Source organism: Rhodococcus triatomae, from assembly GCF_014217785.1.
In the GTDB taxonomy this organism is placed as follows: domain Bacteria; phylum Actinomycetota; class Actinomycetes; order Mycobacteriales; family Mycobacteriaceae; genus Rhodococcus_F; species Rhodococcus_F triatomae.
Genome location: NZ_CP048814.1, coordinates 196,299 through 220,654, shown reverse-complemented (window position 1 = coordinate 220,654; position 24,356 = coordinate 196,299). Strand labels below are relative to the sequence as shown.

The window sequence follows — 24,356 nt, the reverse complement described above, 5'->3', positions numbered from 1 at the left end:
CCGGTCGTGCCGTTCCGGCCGGCAGCGCATAAACTACTGCGCCGTGCCCGGATCCGCGTCGCCCGTCTCCACCCCGCCCCAGGTGCGGCCGTGGGAGCGGTTCGCTCTCGGGGGCCTCGTCGTCGCTGTGGCGGCCGTCATGGGCGTCGCGGCACTCGCTCGCGAGGACGACCAGAGCACGGCCGGCGTGGCCGTTGCCGACGCCGATCCCCTCGATGCCGAGCGGGCCAGGGGTGTCCAGGAACTACTCGACCGCTGGGCGACCGCGACGGTGAGCGGCGACGAAGCCGCCGTCGTCGGACTCGTCGACGACGCGGCGGATCCGGCCTTCCGCGACGATCAGGTCAACCGGGCCCGGTGGGCGAGCGGTGTCCCGTTCGCGGATTTCGGATACGAGCTCACCGGTGAGTCCGTGGTCGTTCCGCCGCAGTGGACCGAGCGATTCGACGGGACCGAGTTGTGGGCGCCCACCGCCCGGTTCCGGCACGCGCTCGCCGGAGCCGACGAGCAACCGACCCGGAAGCCGGTGTCCCTTCTCGTGGCCCGACGTGGTGCGGACTGGTTACTGGTGTCCGATGCGCCGATTCCCGGGACCGATCGGGAGACCTGGCGGGGGCCGTGGGACCACGGCCCGGTCACGGTCACGACGGTGCAGACAGCGGGCGGCCCCTCGGTCGTCCTCGCGCATCCGGGCGACGAACCGATGCGCGACGCACTCGCCCGGGAGGTCGGCCCCGCGATCGACCACGTGAGCCGGATCTGGGGTGACTCCTGGGCCCGACGCGCCGTCGTGGTCGTCACCGCCTCCCACGAGGAGTTCAGCGCACTCGTCGGGCCCGGTCACGACGGCGCGAACATCGCCGCCGTCGCCGTGTCGGACGCCCCGCTGCCCGGCGAGGTGTCCCCGTCCGGTCAGCGAATCGTGTTCGGTCCCACCGCCGACGAGCGGCTCGGTGAGCACTCGCGGGCCGGGGTGCTCCGTCACGAGCTCACTCACATCGCGGCGCGCGCGGTCACCGTCGACGGATCTCCGATGTGGATGCTGGAGGGATACGCGGAGTACGTGGCCCACCGGGACGAGGACCGGCCCGCGCGGGTCCTGGCTCCCGAGTTGGCCGCCCGGTTCGCGTCGGACGACCTTCCCGGGGCGCTGCCCTCGGATGCGGACTTCGCGGGGGACTCGGCGGCAGTGGCGTACGAGACGGCGTGGTCGGTGTGTGCGTACGTCGCCGACAGGTACGGCGAGCGGGCCCTCACCGATCTGTACCGCGCGTTGGCGACCGGTGCCCGTACCGACGCGGAGGTGGACGAGGTGGTCCGTACCCGTCTGGGTGTCGGCGTCGCCGCACTCGTCGAGGACTGGGCTCGCTGGGTGCCCGGCCGGTTCGCCTGAGGAGCGCGACGGTAGCCGCACCCGGGGTGAGGATCCCGATCGCTGCGTCCTACGGTGGTCCCATGCGTCGAACCCTGCTGGTGACGAACGACTTTCCGCCGCGACCCGGCGGTATCCAGTCGTATCTGAGTGCGTTCGCCCGTCAGCTCCCCGCCGAGGAACTCGTCGTCTATGCGCCGAGGTGGCGGGGAGACTCGCACGTGCGGTACGACGCGCAGCAGCCGTTCCGGATCGTGCGGCATCCGACCACCCTGATGCTCCCGACTCCCGCGGTCGCGCGGCGCGCGGCGCGACTGGTCGCCGAGCACGACTGCGGCACCGTGTGGTTCGGCGCCGCGGCTCCGCTCGCGCTGCTGGCCCCGGCCGTGCGCCGGGCGGGCGCCGGGTGCGTCGTCGCGAGTACCCACGGCCACGAGGTCGGGTGGTCGATGCTCCCGGTGGCGCGGAGCGCCCTGCGACGCATCGGCGAGAACACCGACGTGACCACCTACGTGAGCAAGTACACGCGGGGGAGGTTCGCCTCCGCGTTCGGTGCGCGGGCGGCGCTCGAACATCTGCCGCCCGGAGTGGACACCGAACGGTTCCGCCCCGATGCCGGCGCCCGTGCCGAGCTTCGTCACCGATACGGGCTGGGGAACCGGCCCACGGTGCTGTGCCTGTCCCGGCTGGTGCCGCGCAAGGGCCAGGACGTCTTGATCAGGGCGCTCCCGCAGATTCGCGCGGCCGTGGACGGCACCGTGCTCGTGATCGTCGGCGGTGGCCCCTACGAGGAGCGGCTCCGGTCGCTGGTGCGGTCCACCGGAATGGACGAGCACGTGGTCTTCACCGGCACGGTGCCGTCCGCGGAGTTGGCTGCCCACCACACGATCGCCGACGTGTTCGCGATGCCGTGCCGTACCCGCGGGGGAGGTCTCGACGTGGAGGGGCTGGGAATCGTCTTCCTGGAGGCCTCGGCGACCGGTGTCCCGGTGGTGGCGGGAACCTCGGGAGGCGCGCCGGAAGCGGTGCGGCAGAACGAGACCGGAGTGGTCGTCGACGGCCGATCGGTCGATGCCGTGGCCCGCGAGGTGAGTGCACTGCTCGCGGATCCGGACCGCGCCGCGGCGATGGGCGCGGCCGGGCGGGCGTGGATCGAGCGGGAATGGCGCTGGGACGTGCTCGGGGCCCGGCTGCAACGGCTCCTGGGCTGACCCGGGGTGGCTGCCCGGGTGGCCGTGGCCGGCCCGGGCAGCCGCGGATCACTTGGCGTAGATCTTCGCGATGTCGTCGGCGAAGGTCGTGTAGACCACGTTGCGCTTGAGCTTCATGGTCGGGGTGAGTTCGCCGGTCTCCTCGCTGAAGTCCACCGGCAGGATGCGGTACTTCTTGATGGCCTCCGCGTGCGAGACCAGCTTGTTCGCCTCTGCGATCGCCTCGTCGATCTCGGCCGTGAGGTCGGCGTCGGCGAGCAGGTCCGCGACGGCGGTGTCGGCGGGCTTGCCGTTGCGCTCGTTCCACGCGGGCAGGGCCTCCGCGTCGATCGTGACGAGGGCGCCGATGAACGGTTGCTGGTCGCCGACCACGATGGCCTGGCTGATCAGCGGGTGAGCCCGCAGGTGGTCCTCGAGCTGGGCGGGGGAGACGTTCTTTCCGCCCGCGGTGACGAGGATTTCCTTCTTGCGGCCGGTGATCGTGATGTAGCCCTCCGAGTCCAGCGACCCGAGGTCACCGGTGTGGAACCAGCCGTCCTCGATCGCCTCGGCGGTGGCCTTCTCGTTCTTCCAGTACCCGCCGAACACGACCGGGCCGGAGAGCATGATCTCGCCGTCCTCGGCGATCCGGACCGAGTTGCCTGCGAGTGGACGTCCGACCGTGCCGATCTTCTGGTGCCCGATGGTGTTCACCGCGAAGGCCGCGGACGTCTCGGTGAGGCCGTAGCCCTCGTAGATCGTGACGCCGATGCCACGGAAGAAGTGGCCGAGACGCGCGCCGAGCGGGGCGCCACCGGAGATCGCGAGCTGGCAGCGCCCACCCAGGGCGGACTTGAGCTTGGAGTAGACGAGCTTGTCGAAGACGAAGTGCTTGGCGTTGAGCACCAGGCCCGCGCCACCCTTGTCCTGGGCCTCGCTCCACGCGATGGCGGTCTCGGCGGCGGCGTCGAAGATCTTGCCCTTTCCTTCGCCGTGCGCCTTCGCGCGGGCCGCGTTGTACACCTTCTCGAACACGCGGGGAACGGACAGGATGAAGTCCGGCTTGAACTCGCCGAACGTCGGAACCAGGTTGGGGATGTCGCTCGTGTGGCCGAGTGCGGCTCCCGCGTCGAACGCGGCGATGCTCACCGCGCGGGCGAGGACGTGCGCCATGGGCAGGAACATCAGCGTGGTGACGCCCGGCTGGGTGAGCAGGTCACCGAGCGAGGAGGCGACGATGCCTCGGGACTCCGCGAGGAGGTTGCCGTGAGTGAGGGCGCAGCCCTTGGGCCGTCCGGTGGTGCCCGAGGTGTAGATGAGGGTGGCCGGATCGCTCGACTTCAACGCCGCGATCCGCGCCTGCACGTCGTCGTCGGAGACGTCCGCGCCGAGTGCGGTCAGTTCCTCGACCGCGCCGCGTGCACCGGACGCGGCCTCGATCTGCAGGACCTTGCGCACGCTCGGGGCGGCGTCGGTGACCTCGGCGACCGTCTCGCGGTGCTTCTCCGTCTCGACGACGAGGAGCGTGGCCTCGGAGTCCTCGAGGATCCAGCGCACCTGCTCGGCGGACGACGTCTCGTAGATCGGGACGGTGACGGCACCGGCGGCCCAGATCGCGTAGTCGACGAGCGGCCACTCGTAACGGGTGGCGGACATGAGGGCGACGCGGTCGCCCTGCTCGATGCCCAGTGCGATCAGGCCCTTGGCGACGGAGGTGACCTTCTCGGCGAACTCCGCAGCGGTGACGTCGACCCAGGCCGAGCCCGCTTTGCGCTTGTACACCAGTGACGCCGGCTTGGTCTGAGCCCGGGTGAACACCGAGTCCACAGCCGAGGCGTCGTCGGGAATCGTGAAGGACTGTGGGGCGGTGAACTCGGGCACGAAAACCTCCGGGGGCACTGACGATCGTGTAGATACTGGCGAGTAGGTGTTTGTCACACAACTTTAGACCTTCGGATGTGACCGGCGTGGACGGGCGTTCAGGATGAGATCGACCGGCTGCCGGGCGGGCTTTCGGCGCGCTGTCGAGTGACACCGATCTCGAGGACGGCTGCGGGATGTGTGAAGCTATCGGGGTGAGCAGCATCCAGGTCGCAGACCAGACCTTCGTCGCGGCGCCGCCGGAACGGATCGCCCGGTCCCTGAATTCGCCCACCCGCTGGCGGCGATGGTGGCCCGACCTCCGGCTGTCGGTCCGCGAGGATCGCGCCGACAAGGGCGTCCGCTGGGTCGTCGACGGCCCCCTCACCGGGACGATGGAGGTGTGGCTCGAGCCGGTGTTGGACGGTGCGATCATCCATTACTTCGTTCACGCCGAGCCGGCCGGAGTGGCGCCGGAGAAGGTCGCCACGCTCGATCTCGCGGCGCTCAACCGCCGCCGCCGGGTCCAGGGCAAGCAGATGTCCTTCGAGATCAAGGACGAGCTCGAGGCCGGCCGTGCCGCGGGAGAGCCGCCACACTGACCACCCCGAATGGTTGTGCGCCGACGCGAATCGTGTGTGAATAGGCGCACACCGTCGTCCCGACCGGGTGGCGGCCACGCCTGCCCGGTACCCGTACTTCACGAGAGGAAGCGTTCACGGACATGCCCGAGAGGACGAAGAGGTCGATCACCGTCGACGCGCCGCCGGCCAGGGTGATGGATGTGATCGCGGACTTCGACGAGTACCCCGCGTGGGTGGACGCGGCCACGTCGGTGGAGATCACCGAGCCGGGGCCGGGTGGCCGCGCGAACCAGGTGCGGTTCGTGCTCGACGCCGGCATGGTCAAGGACACCTACGAGTTGCGGTACCAGTGGGCGCCGGACGGACTGTCCGTCTCGTGGGAGCTGGTACGGGGGGAGATCCAGAAGTCGCAGTACGGCTCGTACACGCTCGAGCCGGAGCCCGGGGGCGGCACCACCGTGACGTACGAACTCACCGTCGACCTGACGATCCCCATGATCGGGCTGTTCAAGCGCAAGGCGGAGAAGGTCATCACCGACACCGCGCTCAAGGAACTGAAGAAGCGGGTGGAAGGCTGAGCAGCGACGTCGCCGCGCCTACCTCGCCTGCGCGCGTCCAGTTCTTCGTCGGCAAGGGAGGCGTCGGGAAGAGCACCCTCGCCGCGGCCACCGCGCAGCACGCGGCCCGCACCGGTGCCCGGGTACTGCTCGTCTCGCTCGATCAGGCGCACTCGCTCACCGACGTTCTCGGTGTCCCGGTCTCGGGTGGCGACCCGGAACCGGTGCAGGAGAGGTGGGACGCACTCGAACTCGACAGTCTCGGACTCGTCGAAACCTGGTTTCGCAGGATGTCGGCATTGGTGCCGGCAAGCGGCGATCACGATCACGGGGTGCAGTTCGGTGCACTCGAGCCGGAGGAGATCGTCGGGCTGCCCGGCGCCCAGGAGGTGCTGGCACTGCATCGACTCGCGGCACTGTCCCGTTCGGGAGAGTACGACCTGATCGTGGTCGACTGCCCCGGCGCCGCCGACGCGCTGCGCACTCTCGCCGCCCCGTCGATGGTCGCCGACTATCTGGAAAGGGTGTGGCCGCAGCATCGCAGGATGATCGCTCTGACCGGATCCGACCCGCGGCTGGTCCTCCTCGTATCCGCGCTCGAGCGGCTCACCGCAGCGATGGAGGAGATCCGGTCCCTGCTCGCGGACCGGGCGCACACGTCGGTGCGGGTGGTGACCACTCCGGAGGGCGTGGTGCTCGCGCAGACCAGGCGTATTCTCGCCGTCGCCGCGCTCTCCGCGCTCCGGGTGGACGCAGTACTCGTGAACAACGTTTCGGCACAAGAGGATTCGGACGAGGCGCGGACGGGTGGAGGCGGACGTTTCACCGACCTCGCGGACGCGGCGTGCGGCGCCGCGGTGCTGTCGGTGCCCCGGATGGCGTGCGAGCCGGTAGGGTTGTCCGATCTGTCGCGTATCGCATCGCTGCTGTACGCGGAGGAGGTCGACGCGGTCTCGGTGCTGGGTGCCGACTCCCCGCCGGTTCGGGTGACCCACGAATCGGGTTCCGGGTCGGAGTCGGTGTATGCCATGCGCATGCACCTGCCGCTGGTCGATCCCGCAACATTGACGCTGGGGCGAGTGGAGGACGACTTGGTCGTGGGGGCCGAAGGCGCGCGGCGCCGGGTGCGGTTGGCGTCCGTGCTGCGCCGGTGCGTGGTGGCCGGAGCCGAACTCGACGGCACCGATCTCGTCGTCAGGTTCACGCCCGATCCTCGGGTGTGGCCTCGATGAACGACGATCACGCCCGGCTCGTCGCGGAACTGCAGGCGCTCGCGGAGACCACGCTCGACCGCATCGAGCCCCTGGTGGAGCGCCTCGCCGCCGGCGAGATCCCCGGGATCCCCGGCGCGGACGCCCCCGAGTTCACCGGATGTCACTGGTGCCCGGTGTGTGCTCTCGCCGCACTCGTCCGCGGCGAACAGCACGAGCTTCTCGCCGCGCTGTCCGGACACGCACTCACCATCGTGATGTTGCTGCGTGAGATCCTCGCCGAGCACGGGACCCGCACGCCGCCGGAGGGCGGTGGCCCGGACGCCGGTCCACCCGCGGGCGACTCCCCGGACGCGACCGAATCGCCCGGCCCGAGCGGGTTCGTCCCGATCGCGGTCACCATCCGAACCTGACCCTCGTGCGCTCGGGATGCGCGGGTACCGCACCGTCCCGGGGCCGGGAAGGGCAGAATCGTGCACATGGACAGCGACGCCGATCCGCCGCTCACCGTCGGGATCGACGTCGGCGGGACCAACATCCGCGCCGCGGTCGTCGACGGTGTGGGGCAGGTCCTCGACACCGCGCAGGCGCCCACCCCGCATTCGGCGGAAGCACTCGTCCTCGCGATCGAGCGGGCCGTCCGGGAACTGGGGTCCAGCCATCGGGTTGCCGCGGTCGGTCTCGCCGTGGCGGGGTTCCTCGACGTCGACCGCACCACCGTGCTCTTCGCGCCGCACCTGCCGTGGGCGGATGCCCCCGTCGCGCGTGACCTCACCGACCGGCTCGGCGTACCGGTGGTGCTCGAACACGACGCCAATGCCGCGGCGCTCGCGGAGTACCATTTCGGTGCCGCGGCCGGCGGGCACAACGTCGTCGTCGTCGCACTCGGGACCGGAATCGGCGGGGCCCTCCTGCAGGAGGGCCGCCTGTACCGCGGAAGTTTCGGTGTCGCACCCGAACTCGGCCACATTCAGGTGGTCCCCGACGGACGTGCGTGTCCGTGCGGGAAGCGTGGATGCTGGGAGCGGTACTGCAGCGGAACGGCGCTGGTGGACACCGCGATCGAGCTCCTCGCGACCGACCCCGCACTCTCCACCCTGCTGGCCCGGGAAGTGGCCGTCGACGCCGGGATGCTCACCGGGCGGCGGGTGGCCGGAGCGGCGCAGGACGGTGATCCTCTCGCGGTAGCGGTGATGGCGGACTTCGCGCACTGGCTCGGTGTCGGGCTCGCGCTCGTCGGGGACGTGTTCGATCCCGATCTGATCGTGGTGGCCGGGGGAGTGGCGGGTTCTGCTCCGCTGTTCCTCGACGCTGCCCGCGAGCACTACGCCCAACTCGCGACGGGCGCGGGACACCGGCCGCTCGCCCGGATCCGCAGCACCCAGCTCGGGGAGGCCGCCGGACTGATCGGGGCAGCGGAGTTGGCGCGCACCGCGGTTCGCGGACCGTGAGCGCTTCCCGGGTAGCGTGTGTGGCCTCGTCCACGCCCCCGAAGTAGAGTCGGACGCAACACTCGATCTGATTCAGCTGATTCCCAGTCGGAGGGATGCCATGTGGTACTGGCTCTTCAAGTACGTGTTGCTCGGGCCGCTGCTCCGAGTCGCCGGCCGTCCCACCGTGACCGGGCTGGAGAACGTCCCCTCCGACGGCAATGCCATCTTCGCCAGTAATCACAAGGCGGTCCTGGATTCGTTCTTCCTCCCACTGGTGGTCCCGCGGCCGATCACGTTCCTCGCCAAGAGCGAGTACTTCACCGGATCCGGCGCCAAGGGCGCGTTCCAGAAGTGGTTCTTCTCCGCGGTCGGGCAGGTGCCGATCGACCGCACCGGTGCCGACGCCGCCCAGGACGCGCTCAATGCCGGGCTGCGGGTGCTGTCGGCGGGCAATCTGCTCGGCATCTACCCGGAGGGCACCCGGTCCCCGGACGGCCGCCTCTACAAGGGCAAGACCGGGATGGCCCGGCTCGCTCTCGAGTCCGGGGCGAAGGTGATCCCGGTGGCGATGGTCGGGACCGAGAAGATGAATCCGATCGGATCGAAGATGTGGCGTCCGGCCAAGGTGGAGGTGCGCATCGGTGAACCGATCGACTTCTCTCGGTTCGAGGGCATGGGCGGCAACCGTTTCGTGGAGCGCGCGGTGACGGACGAGGTCATGTACAAGCTGATGCAGCTGTCCGGCCAGGAATACGTCGACATCTACGCCGCGTCGCTCAAGCAGAACGTGGTCGCGGCCGCGCCCGCCGCCCCGGAGGTGCCCGCCGCGGACGCGGCACGCCTGCCCGACACCCAGGCTAGCTGACCGGCGGCAGGCCGCGGTGCGGCTAGACCCCGGCTCCCGCCAGTCCGGCAGGGTTGCCGCGATCGTCGTCGGTGTCCGCGACCTGACCTGCACCGGTCCCGGAGTCCTCCTGCTCCGACGGTGACGGCGTGATCGTCACCGCGGCCACTGCAGCCGCCGCCAGGGCCCACCACACGTACGACGACGCGAGGAACTGGTCCCACAGCGGCCAGTCGAGGCCGCTCCACCGCCCGGGCCCGAGGGCCCAGTGCGGGGCGATCCACAGCAGCACCGCACCCACTGCGGCCACCGATCCCCACAGCACGCTGCGCCTGCGGTAGGCGAGAACGGCGAGGACGACGATCAGCGGCACCGCCCACACCCAGTGGTGCGACCAGGAGACCGGCGACACCAGCAATCCGAGAACGGCATTGAGTGACAGCGCCAGTGCGTTCTCACCCGCCCGGACGGCCCGCCACATCGCGAACACCACGAGCGCGGTCGCGGCGGCACCGAGACCCAGCCACAGGACGGTCCGTGCGTCGTCCCCGAGGCCGAGCCGGGCGAGCATGCCGGTGAGGCTCTGGTTCGGCGGGTACGCGGGACGTCCGATCCGGCTCGAGTCGAACAGCACCGTCGTCCAGTACTGCACCGAATCGCTCCAGGTCGCGAGGAACCCGATGCCCGTGCCGACGAGGAATCCGACACCCGTCATCACCGCCGCACGGAAGTCCTTGCGCACCAGGAAGTACAGGACGAAGACCGCGGGTGTCAGCTTGATCGCCGCCGCGAGCCCGATGAGCACACCGCGGGGCAGCCACGGCTTCTTCGCCAGTGCGTCCACCGTGACCAGTGCCATGAGGACGATGTTGATCTGCCCGTAGTCCAGGGTCGAATCCACCGGTTCCAGTGCGAAGGCGACCGCCAGGACTCCCAGGGTGCCCCACAGCAGGATCGTCCGCGTGTCGAATCCGAGGGAACGCAGGGTCAGCCGGATCGTCGCGGCGAGGGCGCCGATCGACAGGATCGTCAACACGATTCCGGCGACCTGGAGGGAGACGAACGAGAGCGGACTGAACAGCACGGCCGACAGCGGGGGATACGTGAACGGCAGGTAGATACCGACGGACGTCGGCGGCATCGAGCCGTAGAGAGTCGGACCCTCGCGGAACATGGCGCCGCCGAGCCGGTATACGTCCAGATCGATCCGGTACTTCGTACCGAGTTCGCCCAGACCCGGAAATCCGACGAGGTGGTACAGCACGCCGACGACGACGGCCGAGAGAACGGCGACCCGGGCCACGATCCCGGCGATCGCCGGGATGCGGCGCCGGAGCGTCTCGTTTCCCGGCGTGGCGGCGCCCACGGACTCGCTGCCACCGCTGCCCGCCGTCGACAAGGCGGAGTCTGGCAGGGCGGGTCGATCCTCCGGAGCGGCTCTCACCGAGTGCTCTCCTCACTGACGTGTCGGGCGGGCCGGATCGCGGTGGGTCCGGTGCTCGAGGCATAGTTTGCGGACGTGCGTTACTTCTACGACTGCGAGTTCATCGAGGATGGTCGCACGATCGACCTGGTGTCGATCGGGGTGGTCGCGGAAGACGGACGTGAATTCTATGCGGTCTCGACCGAGTTCGACCCCGAGCGGGCGGGCCCGTGGGTGCGCCGCAACGTCCTGCCGAAGCTCCCCGCACCGTCGTCGCCGCTGTGGCGCAGCCGCGCGCGGATCCGGGAGGACCTGTTGGCATTCCTGGTCCCGCGCCCGACGATCACGCCGGAGATGTGGGCGTGGGTCGCGGCCTACGATCACGTGGCTCTGTGTCAACTGTGGGGCCCGATGACCGAACTCCCGCGCTCGCTTCCCCGGTTCACCCGCGAACTCAAGCAGTACTGGGAGGCGGCGGGCAGTCCGGCGCTGCCCGCGGCACCCGCCGACGCGCACGATGCGCTCGCCGATGCCCGCCACAACCTGGTGAAGTTCGAGGCGATCGAAGCCGCGCTGCGCACCCGGTGACCAGGCAGGAAGGTCGGTGCCTTCCCCCTTCGAGGGTGACCGCCGTGCCGTCGCAGAGGGCGACCGCATATCCTGGAGACGTGAACTGGACCGTCGACGTGCCGATCGACCGCTTGCCCGAACTTCCGCCGCTGCCGGCCGAGTTGCGTGAGCGACTCGATGCCGCCCTGGCCAAGCCCGCTGCCCAGCAGCCACAATGGCCGGCGGACCAGGCCGCGGCGATGCGCACGGTGCTCGAGTCCGTGCCCCCGATCACTGTCGCGCGCGAGGTGGAAGGCCTGCAGTCCGAGCTGGCCGCTGTGGCCCGCGGTGAGGCCTTCCTCCTGCAGGGCGGCGACTGCGCCGAGACCTTCGCCGACAACACCGAACCGCACATCAAGGGCAACATCCGGACCCTGCTCCAGATGGCAGTGGTCCTCACCTACGGTGCCAGCCTGCCGGTGGTGAAGGTGGCGCGAATCGCGGGACAGTACGCCAAGCCCCGGTCGTCGAACGTCGATGCGCTCGGCCTGCCGTCCTACCGCGGCGACATGGTGAACTCCCTGGTCGCCGACCCGGCCGTCCGCGAGCACGACCCGTCCCGCCTGGTCCGGGCGTACGCGAACGCGAGTGCCGCGATGAACCTGGTCCGAGCCCTCACCGGTTCGGGCATGGCAGACCTGCACAAGGTGCACGACTGGAACCGGGAATTCGTGTCCTCGTCGCCGGCCGGCGCGAGGTACGAGGCGCTCGCCGGCGAGATCGACCGGGGCCTGCAGTTCATGAACGCCTGCGGGGTCACCGACCCGAGCCTGCAGCAGGCCCAGATCTTCGCCAGCCACGAGGCCCTCGTCCTGGACTACGAGCGCGCCATGCTGCGGCTCGACAACGAGGACGACCACCCCAAGCTGTACGACCTGTCCGCCCACTTCCTGTGGATCGGTGACCGCACCCGTCAGCTGGACGGCGCACACATCGCCTTCGCCGAGCTCGTCGCCAACCCGATCGGGCTGAAGATCGGTCCGAGCACCACCCCGGAGATGGCGGTGGAGTACGTCGAGCGGCTCGATCCCACGAACAAGCCGGGACGGCTCACCCTCATCTCCCGGATGGGTAACAACAAGGTCCGTGACCTCCTGCCCGCCATCGTGGAGAAGGTCCAGGCCACCGGGCACCAGGTCATCTGGCAGTGCGATCCCATGCACGGCAACACCCACGAGGCGTCGACCGGCTACAAGACCCGCCACTTCGATCGGATCGTCGACGAGGTGCAGGGATTCTTCGAGGTCCATCACGGGCTCGGCACCCATCCGGGCGGCATCCACGTGGAGCTGACCGGCGAGAACGTCACCGAATGCCTCGGTGGGGCCCAGGACATCTCGGACATCGACCTCTCTGGCCGGTACGAGACCGCGTGCGACCCCCGGCTCAACACCCAGCAGTCACTCGAGCTGGCCTTCCTGGTCGCGGAGATGCTCCGCGGCTGAGTACGCGTCCGTGCCGATCAAGGGACGACGATCAAAGGGACGGCGATCAGGGGACGGAGACCAGCGTGATCGTGGTGCCGGGGCGGACCAAGTCGCCGCCGCCGGGACTCTGGCTCACGACGAGTGAGCGATCCGTCTCCGCGACCTGACGTATCTGGACGTCGAGCCCGAGGCGGGTGAGCTCCTCACGTGCGGAGCCCACCGAACGGCCGAGCATCGACGGCACCCGCACGGCGTCCGAGACCACCAGGGTGACGCCGGTTCCGGCGTCGACGGTGCTTCCGATCTCCGGCGCCGTGGCACTGGCCCGGCCCGCTGCCACCTCGGGATCGAATTCGGTGCGGACCTGGGTGACGGTGATGCCCACCGCGTCGAGTGCGGCGCGCGCCTCGTCCTCGGGCAGGCCCGTGACGTCCGGGATCTCCACCGGCGGCGCGCCCTTGCTGAAGACGAGTTCGACCCGGCTGCCCACGGGCACCGTGGTGCCGGGTGCCGGGTCGAGGGCTGCGACCCCGCCGACCGGGATCCTGGCACTGAACACCTCTCCGCCTTCGGCGGGCTCGAGTGTTCGTTCCCGGAGTCCCTGTTCCACCTGGGACCTGTCCCCGCCCGAGGGGAGGGTCGGGACCGACGGTCGTCCGAGCGAGACCAGCACCGCCACGGTCCCGTCCCGCGAGATCCGTGCTCCCGGCGGGGGATCGGTGCCGAGCACGGTGTCGACGGCAGCGGAATCGGAGTACTCCCCGCGGATCTCGCCTTGGAGACCGGCTGCTTCGACCGCGGCCACGGCGCCGGGCGGATCCAGCCCGTCGAGTGACGGCACCGCGGTGAACCGGCCGGATCCCATCCACCATCCACCGAGGCCCACGGCGAGAGCCAACGTGACGACGACGAGCAGCCACAGGGCCATCGACCGTCGCGACTTCCTGCGCTCCGCCTCGAAGTCGGTGTAGCCGAAGCGGCCACGTGGCGGCCCACCGGAGTCCCCGTCGTCGGGGCCGTCGTGTGGGTCGTCGTACGGCGGCTCGGGCGGACCTCCACCCCATTCGGGTGGGCGTGGAGTGAGTGCGGTGACCACGCGGGTGTGGTGTGGAGTGGGCTGGGGGTGTTCGTCGTGCGGCCGCGGCGGGGCCGTGACGACCTGGGTACTCGCCGCGAGGTTCGTGGTCGCGCCGTCTCCGCCGATCGAGGGGACGGCCGCGGGCGGGACCGGCCGTCTCGGGGCGGGCACCCGGTAGTCCGGGAGGTCGAGGGCAGTCGCCGTTGCCCGCAGCGCGGCCGCCATCGCGCCCGCGTCGTCGAACCGGTGCGTCGGCTCCCGATGGGTCGCCTCGGCGACGAGTTCGTCGAACTCGAGCGGTACTCCGGCGATGAAGGACCCGGGCCGCGGCACGTCCTGGTTGACGCGCTGGTAGGCGACGGACAGGGAGGTGTCCCCGCGGAAGGGCGTGTGCCCGGTGAGGAGCTCGAACATCAGGATGCCCGCCGAGTACACGTCGCTGCGTGCTTCGGCCACCCCCGTCGTGACCTGTTCGGGCGACAGGTACGCCGCCGTGCCGAGGATGACGCTGTGCGAGGTGGTGCTCGCCGCCGCGGCGGCGCGCACCAGGCCGAAGTCGGCGATCTTCACCTCGCCCGACTCGGAGATGAGGATGTTCTCCGGCTTGACGTCGCGGTGCACCAACCCCGCTCGATGGGCCACGGCGAGCGCGTCGAGCACCGGGGCAACCACCGCGTTGACCGCGTGCGGGGGCATCGGGCCGCGCTCGCGCAGCAGCTCACGCAGGGTGCCACCCTCCACCAGCTCCATCACCAGGAACGCGTGGTCGAGATCGTGGCCCTGGTCGTACACCGCCACCAGAGCGGGGTGCTTGAGACGGGCGACCGAGCGGGCCTCGAACTCGAACCGTGCGACGAACGCCGGATCGGCCGCGTACTGCGCGTCCATCACCTTGATCGCCACGGGCCGGTCCAGCCGGGTGTCGATGCCCCGATACACGGTCGACATGCCTCCGCGAGCGATGGGAGCATCCACCCGGTAGCGGCGGTCGAGCAGTTCGCCGATCACATCCCGTCCTCTGCGTCGTTGTCGTTGTCGTTCTCGGAGCCGGCCTCGTCGGGAGCGCCCGTGTCGAGCACCCCGTGTAGGAGCGCAGCCCGATCCACTCCCGGCCGAACCACCCAATGGTAGCCAGCGGGACCGACCGGTATCGCCACCGTGACGGCGACCCGATAACGTTACCCAGGTGAGTGCGATTCCCTATTCCGACGACGTCCTGGACCCCTCGGTCTCCCTCTTCCAGTTGGCGGACGTGGCCAAGAACCTGGGTGTCGTGGTGACCCGTGTGCAACAGATGCTGCGCGACCACCAGCTCGTCGCGGTCAAACGCGACGGGGTGCTCGGGGTCCCCGAGGCGTTCTTCGACGGCGAAGGACAGACCCTGCGGTGGATTCCCGGTCTGCTCGCGGTCCTGCACGACGGTGGGTTCGAGGACGAGGAGATCCTCGGTTGGCTGTTCCGTGAGGACGACAGCCTGTCCGGCCGCCCGGTCGACGTCCTGCACGGCGACGGCGCACGTGAGGTCATCCGGCGAGCACAGGCGATGGCCTTCTGAGCCAGGAGAACAGTTCGGGGGTGACGACCGCGACGCGGCGCCAACCCGGGACGACGACCCGCTCGCTCGCCACCCGGTATCCGGAGTTCTCGATCTCGTCGAGTATCCGCCCGTAGAGCGACCTGGCCGTACGGATCCCCGGGCGCACCCTGGCGTCGAGCAGATCGATGCCGGGGGCAGCCCTCCGGTAGGTGTCGCGGGTGACGGCGACGAGGTGGGCGAGTGCCCTCCGGACCCGCGGGTCGACGGACCCGGTGCGCCGGCAGTGGCGGAGCAGGTCCGCGTCCACACCGAACGCCTCCAGGGCATCCTCGGGGAGGTACACCCGACCCCGGTCGAGATCTTCCCCGACGTCCCGGAGAAAGTTCGTCAGCTGGAATGCCTCACCCAGATGCGCGGCGTACGGCGCGGCGTCCTCGGCGGGGCAGACGGTGCCCAGGACGGGCAGCAACTGCAGCCCGATGACGACCGCGGAGCCGTACATGTACTCCCGTAGCTCCTCGAGCGAGGCGTACGAGGCACGAAACGTGTCCGCGCCGGGGACATCCATCCGCATCGACTCCAGGAATGCCGTGAAGTATCCGTGGGGAACGGCGAACTGCTCCACCGAATCGAAGAACGCGGGCAGGACGGGGGCGAGCGTCGACGGTGCGGCCGGGGTGTTCCCCGAACCGCCGAAGCCGGCCCGCAGCGCCGACTCGACCTCGGTGAGCAGCCGCAGACGGGTCGTGTCGGTGGCGGTCGGGTGCTCGTCGACGAGGTCGTCGACTCGGCGCGCGAACGCGTACAGCGCGTGGATCGCCCGGCGACGTTCGGCGGGAAGCAGCCGTGCCGCGAGGTAGTAGCTACGGCCGTGCCGGGCAGCGACCTCGCGGCAGTACTCGTACGAGAGGGAGCGCTCGGTCACCGCTCGTCACACGGAGTTGGACGGGGCCGGTGTGGACGGCGCCGGTGCGGCGGACACGTCCGTGGACGAACGATCCGTCGACTCGTCGTGCGCGGCCCCTGTGGGCGCTGTGGGCGCTGTGGGCGCCGAGACGCCCCGCTCGTCCCCGGAGGGACGTGACGCGCGCAGCCGCAGCGGATCGACGGTGCGGAGCGAGAGTGCCGCCACGACCGCGGCGAACGTGGCCGCCAGTACGTGCGGGAAGGTGTAGAGCCCGATCGATCCGTCCGGCTGGAAGACCAGCATGAGCCAGGTGGACAACCCGACCAGCACCATCAGGGTCCGGGTCGACAGTGCGAAACCGGCGGCGATCGCGAGCGGCCACGAGTAGTACCAGGGCAGGGCAGCGGGGGAGAGCACCACGATGGCCACCAGCACCACGAGGATGCCGAGCACGGCGTCGCGCTCGGTTTTGCGGAATCGCCACCACGCGGCGACCACGATCACCACCAGCGCGATCGCACAGATCATCCGGGTCACCTCGAGCACCGACGCCAGACGCAGGTCGGCGAACCACGAGGTGCCCACGGTGACGAAGTGAGCGAGGATCGTCGGCAACGACAGCCAGTTGATGATCTTCGCCGAACCGGACAGCGCGGTCATCCAGCCCAGCCCGACCCCCGCGGCGAAGGACACCGCCCCGAAGATCGCGACGAACAAGGCGACGCCCGCGCCCGCGGTCTTGGCGAACAGCGCGATCGGGGAAGCAGGCGTCCGTCCTTCCGCCACGGCGCGCTCACGTTCGTGGATCATCCAGATCCACACCATGAACGGCAGCGCTGCGCCCGCGGTCGCCTTGATCGCCACCGCGACCGCGACGAGCGAGATCCCCGCGACGTGTCTGCGGTCGAGGACGAGCACGACGCCGGCCGACATGAGACCCACCATGAGGGCCTCGTTGTGCACGCCGCCGATCAGGTGGACCAGTACGAGGGGATTGAGGACCGCGAGCCACAGGGCTATCGCCGGGTTCCCGCCGAGATGGCGGGCGAGGCGGGGTACGGCCCACATCGTCAGGGCCAGTCCGGGAAGCATGGTCAGGCGCAGCAGCATCGTTCCGGCGACGACGTCGTCGCCGGTCACGGTCGTGATGCCCTGGCCGAGCAGCAGGAACAGCGGCCCGTAGGGCGCGGTCGTGGTGGTCCAGACGTTGCTGACGTTGTCGAGCAGGATGCCGGGGCTCACGACGGGGCCGACGGCGTACGGATCGAATCCGTCCCGCAGCAACGCGCCCTGGGCCAGGTAGGAGTACGCGTCCCGGCTGAACATCGGCACCGCCAGCAGGAGCGGAGCCGTCCACGCCGGCACGATCCACCCGAGCTTGCGCAGGCTCACGCGCCCGTCCAGGGTGGCCCGGCCGAGACGGACCCAGGCCGCGATCATCGCGATCACACCGGTCCAGACGATCACCGTGGAGAGGATCTGGCCGTGGCCGAAGCGCAGCCAGGACAGGTAGAGATCCTCGAGCAGTGGATCCTGTCGCCGCACGCTCCCGGCGCCGAACCCGCCGAAGGTGATCATCGCCGCTCCGGCGACACCCAGCAGCGCCGCGTGACCCTCCGGACTGCGCAGGAAGTCCGCGAGCGAACGGGTGGTGCGTCGCAGGCCGTCGGACACGGTGACTTCACCGGTTGAGGGCGCCATGAGTGAAGATTCCTCCCCCGGGATCAGAGTGGTCGGCGTCGAAGTCGTGGGCTGGCGACGTGACGGGTGGTCGGTGCTGTGAGCCGTTGCGTTCGGTACGGAACGGACACAGTTTAGTGGGTCCGGCCGCGGACTCCGTCACGTGTGTCGTCCGCGCGGTGTCCGCGCCCCCTGTCACCCCGACGATTGCCGGGTCCCGGCGATCCGCTCCGCGGCGAGTCGTCCGGAGAGCAGCACACTGGGGACGCCCACGCCCGGCACCGTACTCGACCCCGCGAGGACGACGTTGTCGAACGCACGCACCAGGTTCGAGCGGCGAAAAGGCCCGGTTTGTCGGAATATGTGGGCATCGGCGAACGGGCTGCCCGCGGCCATCCCCTGCTCCTGCCAGGTGTGCGGCGTGTCCATCCGATCGATGCGGAACGCATCGGCGATGCCGGTGTATCCGCGGCCCTCCAGAGTGGCGAGAATCTCACTCGCGTAGGGGCCGCCGAGCGTCGGCCAGTCGAGCGGGGCGCTGTCCAGGTTCGGGCACGGGGCGAGCACCGAGAGCGGCTCGGCGGGAGTGTCCGGATCGTCGTCGCGCCGCACGGCCAGTGCCGGATCGGTCACCGAGGGACGCGTGATCAGCAGGGACGGGTCGCTCATCAGGGCACCCTGCCCGCGTCGCGCCGTGATCTCCGCGAACGTCTGTTCCCACGCGGCACCGAAGTCGATGGTGTGATGCCGGCGGGCGGGCCACCGGGCCGCCACCGACGACGGTACGGTTCCGTGCAGCACCACCGCGGACGGGGACCTGCGGGGGCGGACCCGCCGCCTCGCCTCGGGCAGCAGGTGCTCCACCACTGCCGCGTCGGGAGTGAGTACGAGGGCGTCGCAGTCGAGCTCGGAACCGTCGTCGAGGACGACGGCGCTCGCGCGCGGGCCGGACCGGGTGACGGACGACACCCGGTGGCCGAGCCGCATCGTGCCACCGGCCCGTGTGAACGCATCCGCCATCGCCAGCGCCACCGTGCGCATACCTCCGCGGGGAAAGTAGACCCCGAGCGTGGTGTCCATGTGTGCGATCGCTCCGTAGACCCCGAGCGCCGACCTGGGCGGTACGCCGGCGTAGAGGGCCTGGAACGTGAAGATCCGGCGCAGGCGAGGGTCCTCCAGGGTGGCGTCGACGCGGCGGCCCAGCCGGCCGAAGCCACCCAGCCGGACGAGAGTCGCGAGGTCGCGCCGGGCAGCGGCCGAGGAGACCAGGTCGAGCGGGGAGTCGAAGTCCGATGCCATGAACCGATCGAACTCGGCGTCGAAGATCTCGCCGAGCCAGCGCCGCAGACGCAGGTAACGCTCGGCCTCGGCCGGCCCACACAGGCGCGTGACCTCGGCGACCATCCGATCGGCGTCGGAGTGGACGTCGAGGGACGTCCCGTCGGCGAACCGTGCGTGATACGCGGGGGAGAGGCGCTGGATCTCCAGTGCGGGGACGGTGCCCACCGCGCTGGCACCGACAGCGGCCAGTGCATCTCCGACCAGTTCCGGCATGGTCAGCACCGTCGCTCCGTTGTCGATCTCGTAGCCCGGGCCTCGATAGGTGCCGACCCGGCCTCCCGGCGCGGACTCCGCCTCGACGACGGTGACCTTCCGGCCACTGCCGAGCAGGTGCAGCGCGGCCGACAGGCCGGCGAGGCCTGCGCCCACGATCACGACGTGGTCGGTGGGCCCGGACACTCGGCGAAGGGGACTCATCGTGCGATCAGGCCGTCCGCTCGGTGGCGGTGGTGGCCATCGCCGCGAGCGCCTCCCGGCCGCGGTCGGTGACACCGCTGTCCTCGAGGGCGGTGAGTGCCGATGCCGCCAACTCGGTGATCCGCTGCTCGACCTCGGACACGGCGCCGACCCGGACGATGATCTCGCGTACCTCGTCGACATCGGACTCGGACAGGTCGGAGCCGATGCGCGAGCGCAGGAACTCCGCGGCGGCGGGATCGTCGCGATCGGCCCGCTCCAGAGCGAGCGCGAACAGGACGGTGCGCTTGCCCGCGCGCAGGTCGTCGCCCGACGGCTTGCCGGTGACCTCGGGGTCGCCGAACACGCCGAGCAGGTCGTCGCGCAGTTGGAAGGCGATTCCGACGTCGGTACCGAAACGCCGATAGGCGCCGACGATCGTCTCGTCCGCCCCGGCCAGTGCGGCACCGAGGTGTAGCGGGCGTTCGATCGTGTATGCGGCGGTCTTGAACCGGTTCACCCGCATCGCCGCCTCCACCGACTCGTCGGCGCTCGCCTCGTTGCAGATGTCGAGGAACTGGCCGCCGAGAACCTCCGTGCGCATCCCGGACCACACCGGGGCGATGCGGGCAGCGGCCGCGGGATCGATCCCGGACTCGCGGACCATGTCGTCGGCCCAGGCGAGGGCGAGGTCGCCGAGCAGGATGGCGACGGCCTCTCCGAAACGACCGGGATCGCCGCTCCAGCCCGCCGCGCGGTGCTCCTCGGCGAACGCGACATGCACGGTCGGGTGGCCCCGACGGGTGGTGGAGGCGTCGATGATGTCGTCGTGGACCAGGGCGCACGCCTGGACGAGTTCGAGGGCGGAGCACACCCGCATCACGGCGTCGGCCTCGGGCGCGTCCGGGTCGCCGCCCGCGCCGAGCCATCCGGTCCAGGCGAAGGACGGACGCACCCGCTTTCCGCCACGCAGGACGAAGCGCTCGAGCGTGGAGACCGCCTCCCGGTACCCTCCGCCGATCTCGTCGACGAGCCCGGCTCGCCCGGCGAAGAAGTCGCGGAGCGTGGACTCGACCCGGGGCACGACCGGGTTGGATGCTGCGGACAGGGTGGCCTCCGGTGCGATTCGAGGGCGGGATCGGACCGAACGGGCGATCCGGATGGAACCGGTGTGGGCGCGAACGACGACACCGTGGTCCGTGAACACCTTCACCATAGTGCGGCGAGGCCGGGCGCTCCGGGGTGGGCCGGAACCCGGGAAAACGAGGCAGTTCCGCCGTGCCGGCTCCGTAAATCTATGCTGGAGGGGTGAATTTCGATGCCGTCAGGGGACGGGCCAGCGACGGATGGGTCACCAGCACGCCCTCCGTGATCGACCGACTGCGCACACGCGACAGCGGCCGGGTGCCGTTCTCCGTGGAGTTCTCACCGCCTCGGGACGAGGCGGCCGAGGCTCGGCTCTGGCGCGCCGTCCGGGTGTTCGAGCGGCTCGGCCCGTCCTTCGTGTCGATGACCTACGGCGCCGGAGGATCCACCCGCGATCGCACGGTCCGGGTCACCGGTGATCTCGCCGAGGAGACGACCCTCCTTCCCGTCGCGCACCTCACGGCGGTCTCACACAGCGTGGACGAACTGCGTTCGATGGTCGGCGCCTATGCCGACCGCGGCATCAGCAACATCCTGGTCCTGCGGGGTGACCCACCGGGCGATCCGCTCGGGGAGTGGGTCAAGCATCCCGACGGTGTCGAGTACGCCGAGGATCTCGTTCGGCTGGTCCGCGACCTCGGCGACTTCCACGTCGGCGTCGCGTCGTTCCCGGAAGGGCACTATCGCGCCCCCGACCTCGCCCACGACACCAGGTACCTGGTGTCCAAGCTCCGTGCGGGCGCTGAGTACTCGATCACCCAGATGTTCTTCGACGTCGAGCAGTACCTGCGGCTCCGCGATCGGGTCGCCGCATTCGACCCGATCGAGGGCGCGAAGCCGATCATTCCCGAGATCATGCCGATCACCTCGCTGCGCTCGGTCCGGCGGATGGTGGAACTCTCCGGTTCGAGCCTGCCGCCGGATCTCGAGCGCCGGCTGGCGAACGCTGCCGGCGACGGCCCGGAGGAGAACCGCGCCGCGGTCCGCGAGATCGGCATCGACATGGCCACCGAGATGTGCGAGCGGCTGGTCGCCGAGGGAGCGCCGGGGCTGCACTTCATCACGCTCAACTTCGCGCGGGCGACCGCCGAGGTCCTGGAGAGGCTGGGCGACAAGATCGGTTCGGCGGTGCCGGCCGGGTCGGTGCCCGAGGTTCCTGCGCGCGCGGTGAGCTGAGGCTCGCTCGCGGGTTCGGCGCCGGCCTCAGTCTCCTGCGTCGTGGTTGCCGCCGCCGTCGTGGCTCCGGCCACTGCCGACGCGGAGTTCGCGGCTGCGGGCCATCCAGGCCAGGGCGCCGACGACGACGGCCACACCGAGACTGATTCCTCCGACGATGCCCGCCCACCCGGCGAAGCTCCTGGTGCTGGGATCGGGATAGCGCACCTGCGCGCGCAGCGTGCTGACCTCCCCGGGCGGGAGCCGCCACGAGACGATGGAATCGCCCTCGCGATTTCCGTTCGTGGTGGCCACGCGGGTGGGGAACGCGATCGTGAACTGGACGTCCGAGCCCTGACTCGGGACGTTCTCCAGGTCGGCCCGCGCCTCGAGGGACACCAGGTCGCCGCTGCGACGCAGGGACACCTGGAGGGTGCCGCTGGTCTGCTCCGACATCGACCCCAACTGACCGACGTCGCCGAACGTGAGATCCGAGAAGAATGCCTGGCTGCCGACGTATCCGTCCTTCCGGTACTCCTGTACCCGGATCTTGTCCGCGAGTGAACTCGGCGGGGTCAGCTGCGGTCCGAGGTCGTCCTCACTCGTGGGCACCGCGGCCGCGACGATCTGACCGGACACCCGGTCGTCCGCGGAGACACCCATCGACACCTGGACGCGCAGGCACCCGGTGAGTACGGGTACGAGCAGGAGACCGAGAGTCGCCACCGACACGATGCGACGGACGCGGGACCGGGACGCCGCATTCGTCTCCGCGGACGGGGCACGGCCGGCGGACCGGGACAGCAGGGATGACAGGTGCACGATCGTCATCGTGCCAGGGGAATCGGTGCCGCGTGAGGAACCCTGGCAGTGTGTCGGCTGCAGTGTGTCGGCTGCGGGCCGGTGACATTCGACGCGCCCGGCTCGGGAAGTCCGGCAGCGATGACATCCGACCCGGGTCAGCGCCCCCGGCGGCGCAGCAGGCCCCAGGCCCGGCGCAACAGCCGGGACTCGTCCAGGACCAGGCGTGCTGCGCTCCGCCCGCTGGCCCCGGAGACGCCGCCGCCAGGATGGGTCGAAGCGCCGGTCAGGTAGAGCCCCGGGGCGTGGGGGACGCGCTGCCCGGCGAGTTCCGGGACGGGCCGCCACATCATCATCTGGTCGAGCGTCATCTCCACGTGCATGACGTTTCCGCCGATGAGCCCCATCTCCCGTTCGATCTCCACCGGGGTCTGTACGTGACGCTGCCGTACCGATCCGGAGAAGCCCGGCGCGAACCGATCCATCTCGGCGACGATCCGATCGGCCTCGGATTCGCCGAGGTCGGCCCAGGACCGGTGCCCCGCGACCCGGTGGGGATGCCACTGCGACCACAACGTCACCTGATGCTCACCCGGTGGGCTGATCGTCGGGTCGATTCCGCTGAAGCTCATACCCAGCACGGCCGGACGAGGGGGGAGTTCGCCGGCGAGCGCGGCGGCGTGGGCGGTCCGTAGTCGGGCTCGGTCGTCGACCAGGAGTTGTAGGCCCGTCGTCGCATCCGTGGGAGTCGGCGCGCTCGGATAGTGCGGAAGGTCGGAGGTGGCGAGCCTGAGCACCATCCCGATTCCCGGCCCGACCCGGATCCGGCGACGCCAACCGTCGAGCACCTCGCGGGAGTAGCCGCCGCGTTCGAGGAGTTCGAGGGTGGTCAACACGTGGCAGCCCGCCACCACGGCGTGCGAGCGGAGCCGGCGTCCGGACTCGGTCGTCACGACCCAGCCGCTGCCCTCCGGGCGCATCGAGACGGCTCCGTCGCCGAGCGTGACGGCATCGTGGCCGAGTGTGGCGGCGAGCTTCGCCCTCAGTGCGCTCGTCAGTGCCCCGCTGCCGCCGACGGCCCGACCGGGCGGCAGGGTGTGCATGAGTGCGGCGAACCCCACCATCGGGGCGGTTCCCGGCTCGGACATCGGCGGCCCGGACTGGGCGCCGAACCAGGCGAGCGCGGCCTTGAGTCGCTCGTCGTCGAAGTACTCGTCGAGGAGGGCGTCACCGGGGGCGAGGAATTGGCGGGACAGATCGAGATTCCCCCCGTCGGCCTCGAGCCCCCAGAACGAGGCGAACAGGTGCCCGCCGCTCGGAGGGGCGGAGAAGGCGCGCATCACCCGTGCGCTCCGTGGGCCCCACACGTCGACGAAGCGGTGGTACGCGTCCGCGTCCCGGGTACCGCAGGACTGTTCGATGGAGCGGCAGGTGGCGTCGAGGCTGCGGTGGAAGACGATGCCCGGGCGCTCGTCGCCGGGAGGGCTCGGGGCGAATGCCCACGGGTCACAGTCGAGGTAGCGCAGTCCGTGTGCGGCGAGATCGAGTTCCTCGATGATGCCGGTGTGCCGGATCATGATGTGCGCCGACGACCCACGGTCCACCTGATGGCCGGGGAATCGTTCGACGGTCGAGACCGCGCCGCCGGCGACGGTGTCGCGTTCGAGCACCGTGACGTCACGCCCGGCTTCGGCCAGATAGCAGGCCGCCACCAGTGCGTTGTGTCCGGAGCCGATCACCACCACGTCGGTCGTGCGGCTCACGCTCATACGGCCCACGGTATCGAAGCGGTACCCCTGCGGAAG

General features: G+C 70.3%; 21 protein-coding genes. 12 read left to right on the top strand and 9 right to left on the bottom strand.

Features of this window, described 5'->3' with window-relative positions:
* The first annotated feature begins 43 nt into the window (after window positions 1-43).
* The gene (locus tag G4H71_RS01015; protein ID WP_072737714.1) at window positions 44-1,393 is read left to right on the top strand and encodes a hypothetical protein; all 1,350 of its coding nucleotides are present in this window, start codon (window positions 44-46) and stop codon (window positions 1,391-1,393) included.
* A 62-nt stretch (window positions 1,394-1,455) separates the two neighbouring features.
* Window positions 1,456-2,583: a glycosyltransferase family 4 protein gene (locus G4H71_RS01010; protein ID WP_072737715.1), complete on the top strand. Its 1,128-nt coding sequence runs from the start codon at window positions 1,456-1,458 to the stop codon at window positions 2,581-2,583.
* Between the two features lie 48 nt (window positions 2,584-2,631).
* On the opposite strand, the gene G4H71_RS01005 is transcribed toward G4H71_RS01010, so the two are convergent.
* Window positions 2,632-4,443 (bottom strand): AMP-dependent synthetase/ligase, encoded by a 1,812-nt coding sequence (locus tag G4H71_RS01005; RefSeq protein WP_072737716.1) that lies wholly within the window; start codon window positions 4,441-4,443, stop codon window positions 2,632-2,634.
* Between the two features lie 194 nt (window positions 4,444-4,637).
* Here G4H71_RS01005 and G4H71_RS01000 point away from each other — a divergent pair, with 194 nt between their 5' ends.
* The 6 genes from G4H71_RS01000 (at window position 4,638) to G4H71_RS00975 (ending at window position 9,072) form a co-directional block, all read left to right on the top strand.
* On the top strand, window positions 4,638-5,024 hold the full coding sequence (locus tag G4H71_RS01000) for a polyketide cyclase / dehydrase and lipid transport (RefSeq protein ID WP_072737717.1): 387 nt from the start codon (window positions 4,638-4,640) through the stop codon (window positions 5,022-5,024).
* Window positions 5,025-5,146: 122 nt separating this feature from the next.
* The gene (locus tag G4H71_RS00995) at window positions 5,147-5,584 is read left to right on the top strand and encodes an SRPBCC family protein (protein ID WP_072737843.1); all 438 of its coding nucleotides are present in this window, start codon (window positions 5,147-5,149) and stop codon (window positions 5,582-5,584) included.
* Window positions 5,581-6,795 carry an ArsA family ATPase gene (locus tag G4H71_RS00990; RefSeq protein WP_072737842.1) on the top strand — a complete coding sequence of 405 codons (1,215 nt, stop codon included), beginning with the start codon at window positions 5,581-5,583 and terminating at the stop codon, window positions 6,793-6,795. Before G4H71_RS00995 ends, G4H71_RS00990 begins: the two co-directional genes overlap by 4 nt.
* Complete coding sequence (locus G4H71_RS00985; RefSeq protein WP_072737844.1) at window positions 6,792-7,187, top strand: hypothetical protein; 396 nt, start codon at window positions 6,792-6,794, stop codon at window positions 7,185-7,187. The genes G4H71_RS00990 and G4H71_RS00985 overlap by 4 nt, the downstream gene beginning before the upstream one ends.
* Before the next feature lie 66 nt (window positions 7,188-7,253).
* Window positions 7,254-8,225 carry an ROK family glucokinase gene (locus G4H71_RS00980; RefSeq protein WP_072737718.1) on the top strand — a complete coding sequence of 324 codons (972 nt, stop codon included), beginning with the start codon at window positions 7,254-7,256 and terminating at the stop codon, window positions 8,223-8,225.
* 100 nt (window positions 8,226-8,325) lie between these two features.
* Complete coding sequence (locus G4H71_RS00975; protein ID WP_072737719.1) at window positions 8,326-9,072, top strand: lysophospholipid acyltransferase family protein; 747 nt, start codon at window positions 8,326-8,328, stop codon at window positions 9,070-9,072.
* A gap of 22 nt (window positions 9,073-9,094) precedes the next feature.
* Here G4H71_RS00975 and G4H71_RS00970 read toward each other — a convergent pair whose 3' ends face one another.
* On the bottom strand, window positions 9,095-10,417 hold the full coding sequence (locus G4H71_RS00970) for a glycosyltransferase 87 family protein (protein ID WP_139183168.1): 1,323 nt from the start codon (window positions 10,415-10,417) through the stop codon (window positions 9,095-9,097).
* 153 nt (window positions 10,418-10,570) lie between these two features.
* Between G4H71_RS00970 and G4H71_RS00965 the strand changes: the two genes are divergently transcribed.
* Both G4H71_RS00965 and G4H71_RS00960 read left to right on the top strand, forming a co-directional pair.
* A complete protein-coding gene (locus G4H71_RS00965; RefSeq protein WP_072737720.1) occupies window positions 10,571-11,062 on the top strand; it encodes a polyadenylate-specific 3'-exoribonuclease AS in 492 nt (163 codons plus the stop codon).
* Between the two features lie 80 nt (window positions 11,063-11,142).
* Window positions 11,143-12,528 carry a class II 3-deoxy-7-phosphoheptulonate synthase gene (locus G4H71_RS00960; RefSeq protein WP_072737846.1) on the top strand — a complete coding sequence of 462 codons (1,386 nt, stop codon included), beginning with the start codon at window positions 11,143-11,145 and terminating at the stop codon, window positions 12,526-12,528.
* Between the two features lie 46 nt (window positions 12,529-12,574).
* Here G4H71_RS00960 and G4H71_RS00955 read toward each other — a convergent pair whose 3' ends face one another.
* On the bottom strand, window positions 12,575-14,596 hold the full coding sequence (locus tag G4H71_RS00955) for a Stk1 family PASTA domain-containing Ser/Thr kinase (protein ID WP_072737721.1): 2,022 nt from the start codon (window positions 14,594-14,596) through the stop codon (window positions 12,575-12,577).
* Between the two features lie 178 nt (window positions 14,597-14,774).
* Here G4H71_RS00955 and G4H71_RS00950 point away from each other — a divergent pair, with 178 nt between their 5' ends.
* Window positions 14,775-15,143 carry an Rv2175c family DNA-binding protein gene (locus tag G4H71_RS00950; protein ID WP_072737722.1) on the top strand — a complete coding sequence of 123 codons (369 nt, stop codon included), beginning with the start codon at window positions 14,775-14,777 and terminating at the stop codon, window positions 15,141-15,143.
* Here the strand turns inward: G4H71_RS00950 and G4H71_RS00945 are convergent.
* From G4H71_RS00945 to G4H71_RS00930, 4 genes are all read right to left on the bottom strand, one after another.
* Window positions 15,112-16,050, bottom strand: coding sequence for a phytoene/squalene synthase family protein (locus G4H71_RS00945; protein ID WP_072737723.1), 939 nt, complete (start codon window positions 16,048-16,050; stop codon window positions 15,112-15,114). The genes G4H71_RS00950 and G4H71_RS00945 overlap by 32 nt on opposite strands.
* 6 nt (window positions 16,051-16,056) lie before the next feature.
* Entirely contained in the window at window positions 16,057-17,733 is a 1,677-nt protein-coding gene (locus G4H71_RS00940; RefSeq protein ID WP_083342868.1) for an alpha-(1->6)-mannopyranosyltransferase A, read from the bottom strand.
* Window positions 17,734-17,907: 174 nt separating this feature from the next.
* Window positions 17,908-19,470, bottom strand: a complete 1,563-nt coding sequence (crtI, locus tag G4H71_RS00935) for a phytoene desaturase family protein (protein ID WP_072737724.1) — start codon at window positions 19,468-19,470, stop codon at window positions 17,908-17,910.
* Between the two features lie 7 nt (window positions 19,471-19,477).
* Window positions 19,478-20,575 carry a polyprenyl synthetase family protein gene (locus G4H71_RS00930; protein WP_371842304.1) on the bottom strand — a complete coding sequence of 366 codons (1,098 nt, stop codon included), beginning with the start codon at window positions 20,573-20,575 and terminating at the stop codon, window positions 19,478-19,480.
* Between the two features lie 182 nt (window positions 20,576-20,757).
* Between G4H71_RS00930 and metF the strand changes: the two genes are divergently transcribed.
* Window positions 20,758-21,771, top strand: coding sequence for a methylenetetrahydrofolate reductase [NAD(P)H] (gene metF, locus G4H71_RS00925; protein WP_072737725.1), 1,014 nt, complete (start codon window positions 20,758-20,760; stop codon window positions 21,769-21,771).
* A 27-nt stretch (window positions 21,772-21,798) separates the two neighbouring features.
* Here metF and G4H71_RS00920 read toward each other — a convergent pair whose 3' ends face one another.
* Together G4H71_RS00920 and G4H71_RS00915 are read right to left on the bottom strand one after the other, a co-directional pair.
* Complete coding sequence (locus G4H71_RS00920; protein ID WP_139183153.1) at window positions 21,799-22,581, bottom strand: LppM family (lipo)protein; 783 nt, start codon at window positions 22,579-22,581, stop codon at window positions 21,799-21,801.
* Window positions 22,582-22,709: 128 nt separating this feature from the next.
* Window positions 22,710-24,320, bottom strand: coding sequence for a phytoene desaturase family protein (locus tag G4H71_RS00915; protein WP_072737726.1), 1,611 nt, complete (start codon window positions 24,318-24,320; stop codon window positions 22,710-22,712).
* Window positions 24,321-24,356 lie beyond the last annotated feature (36 nt).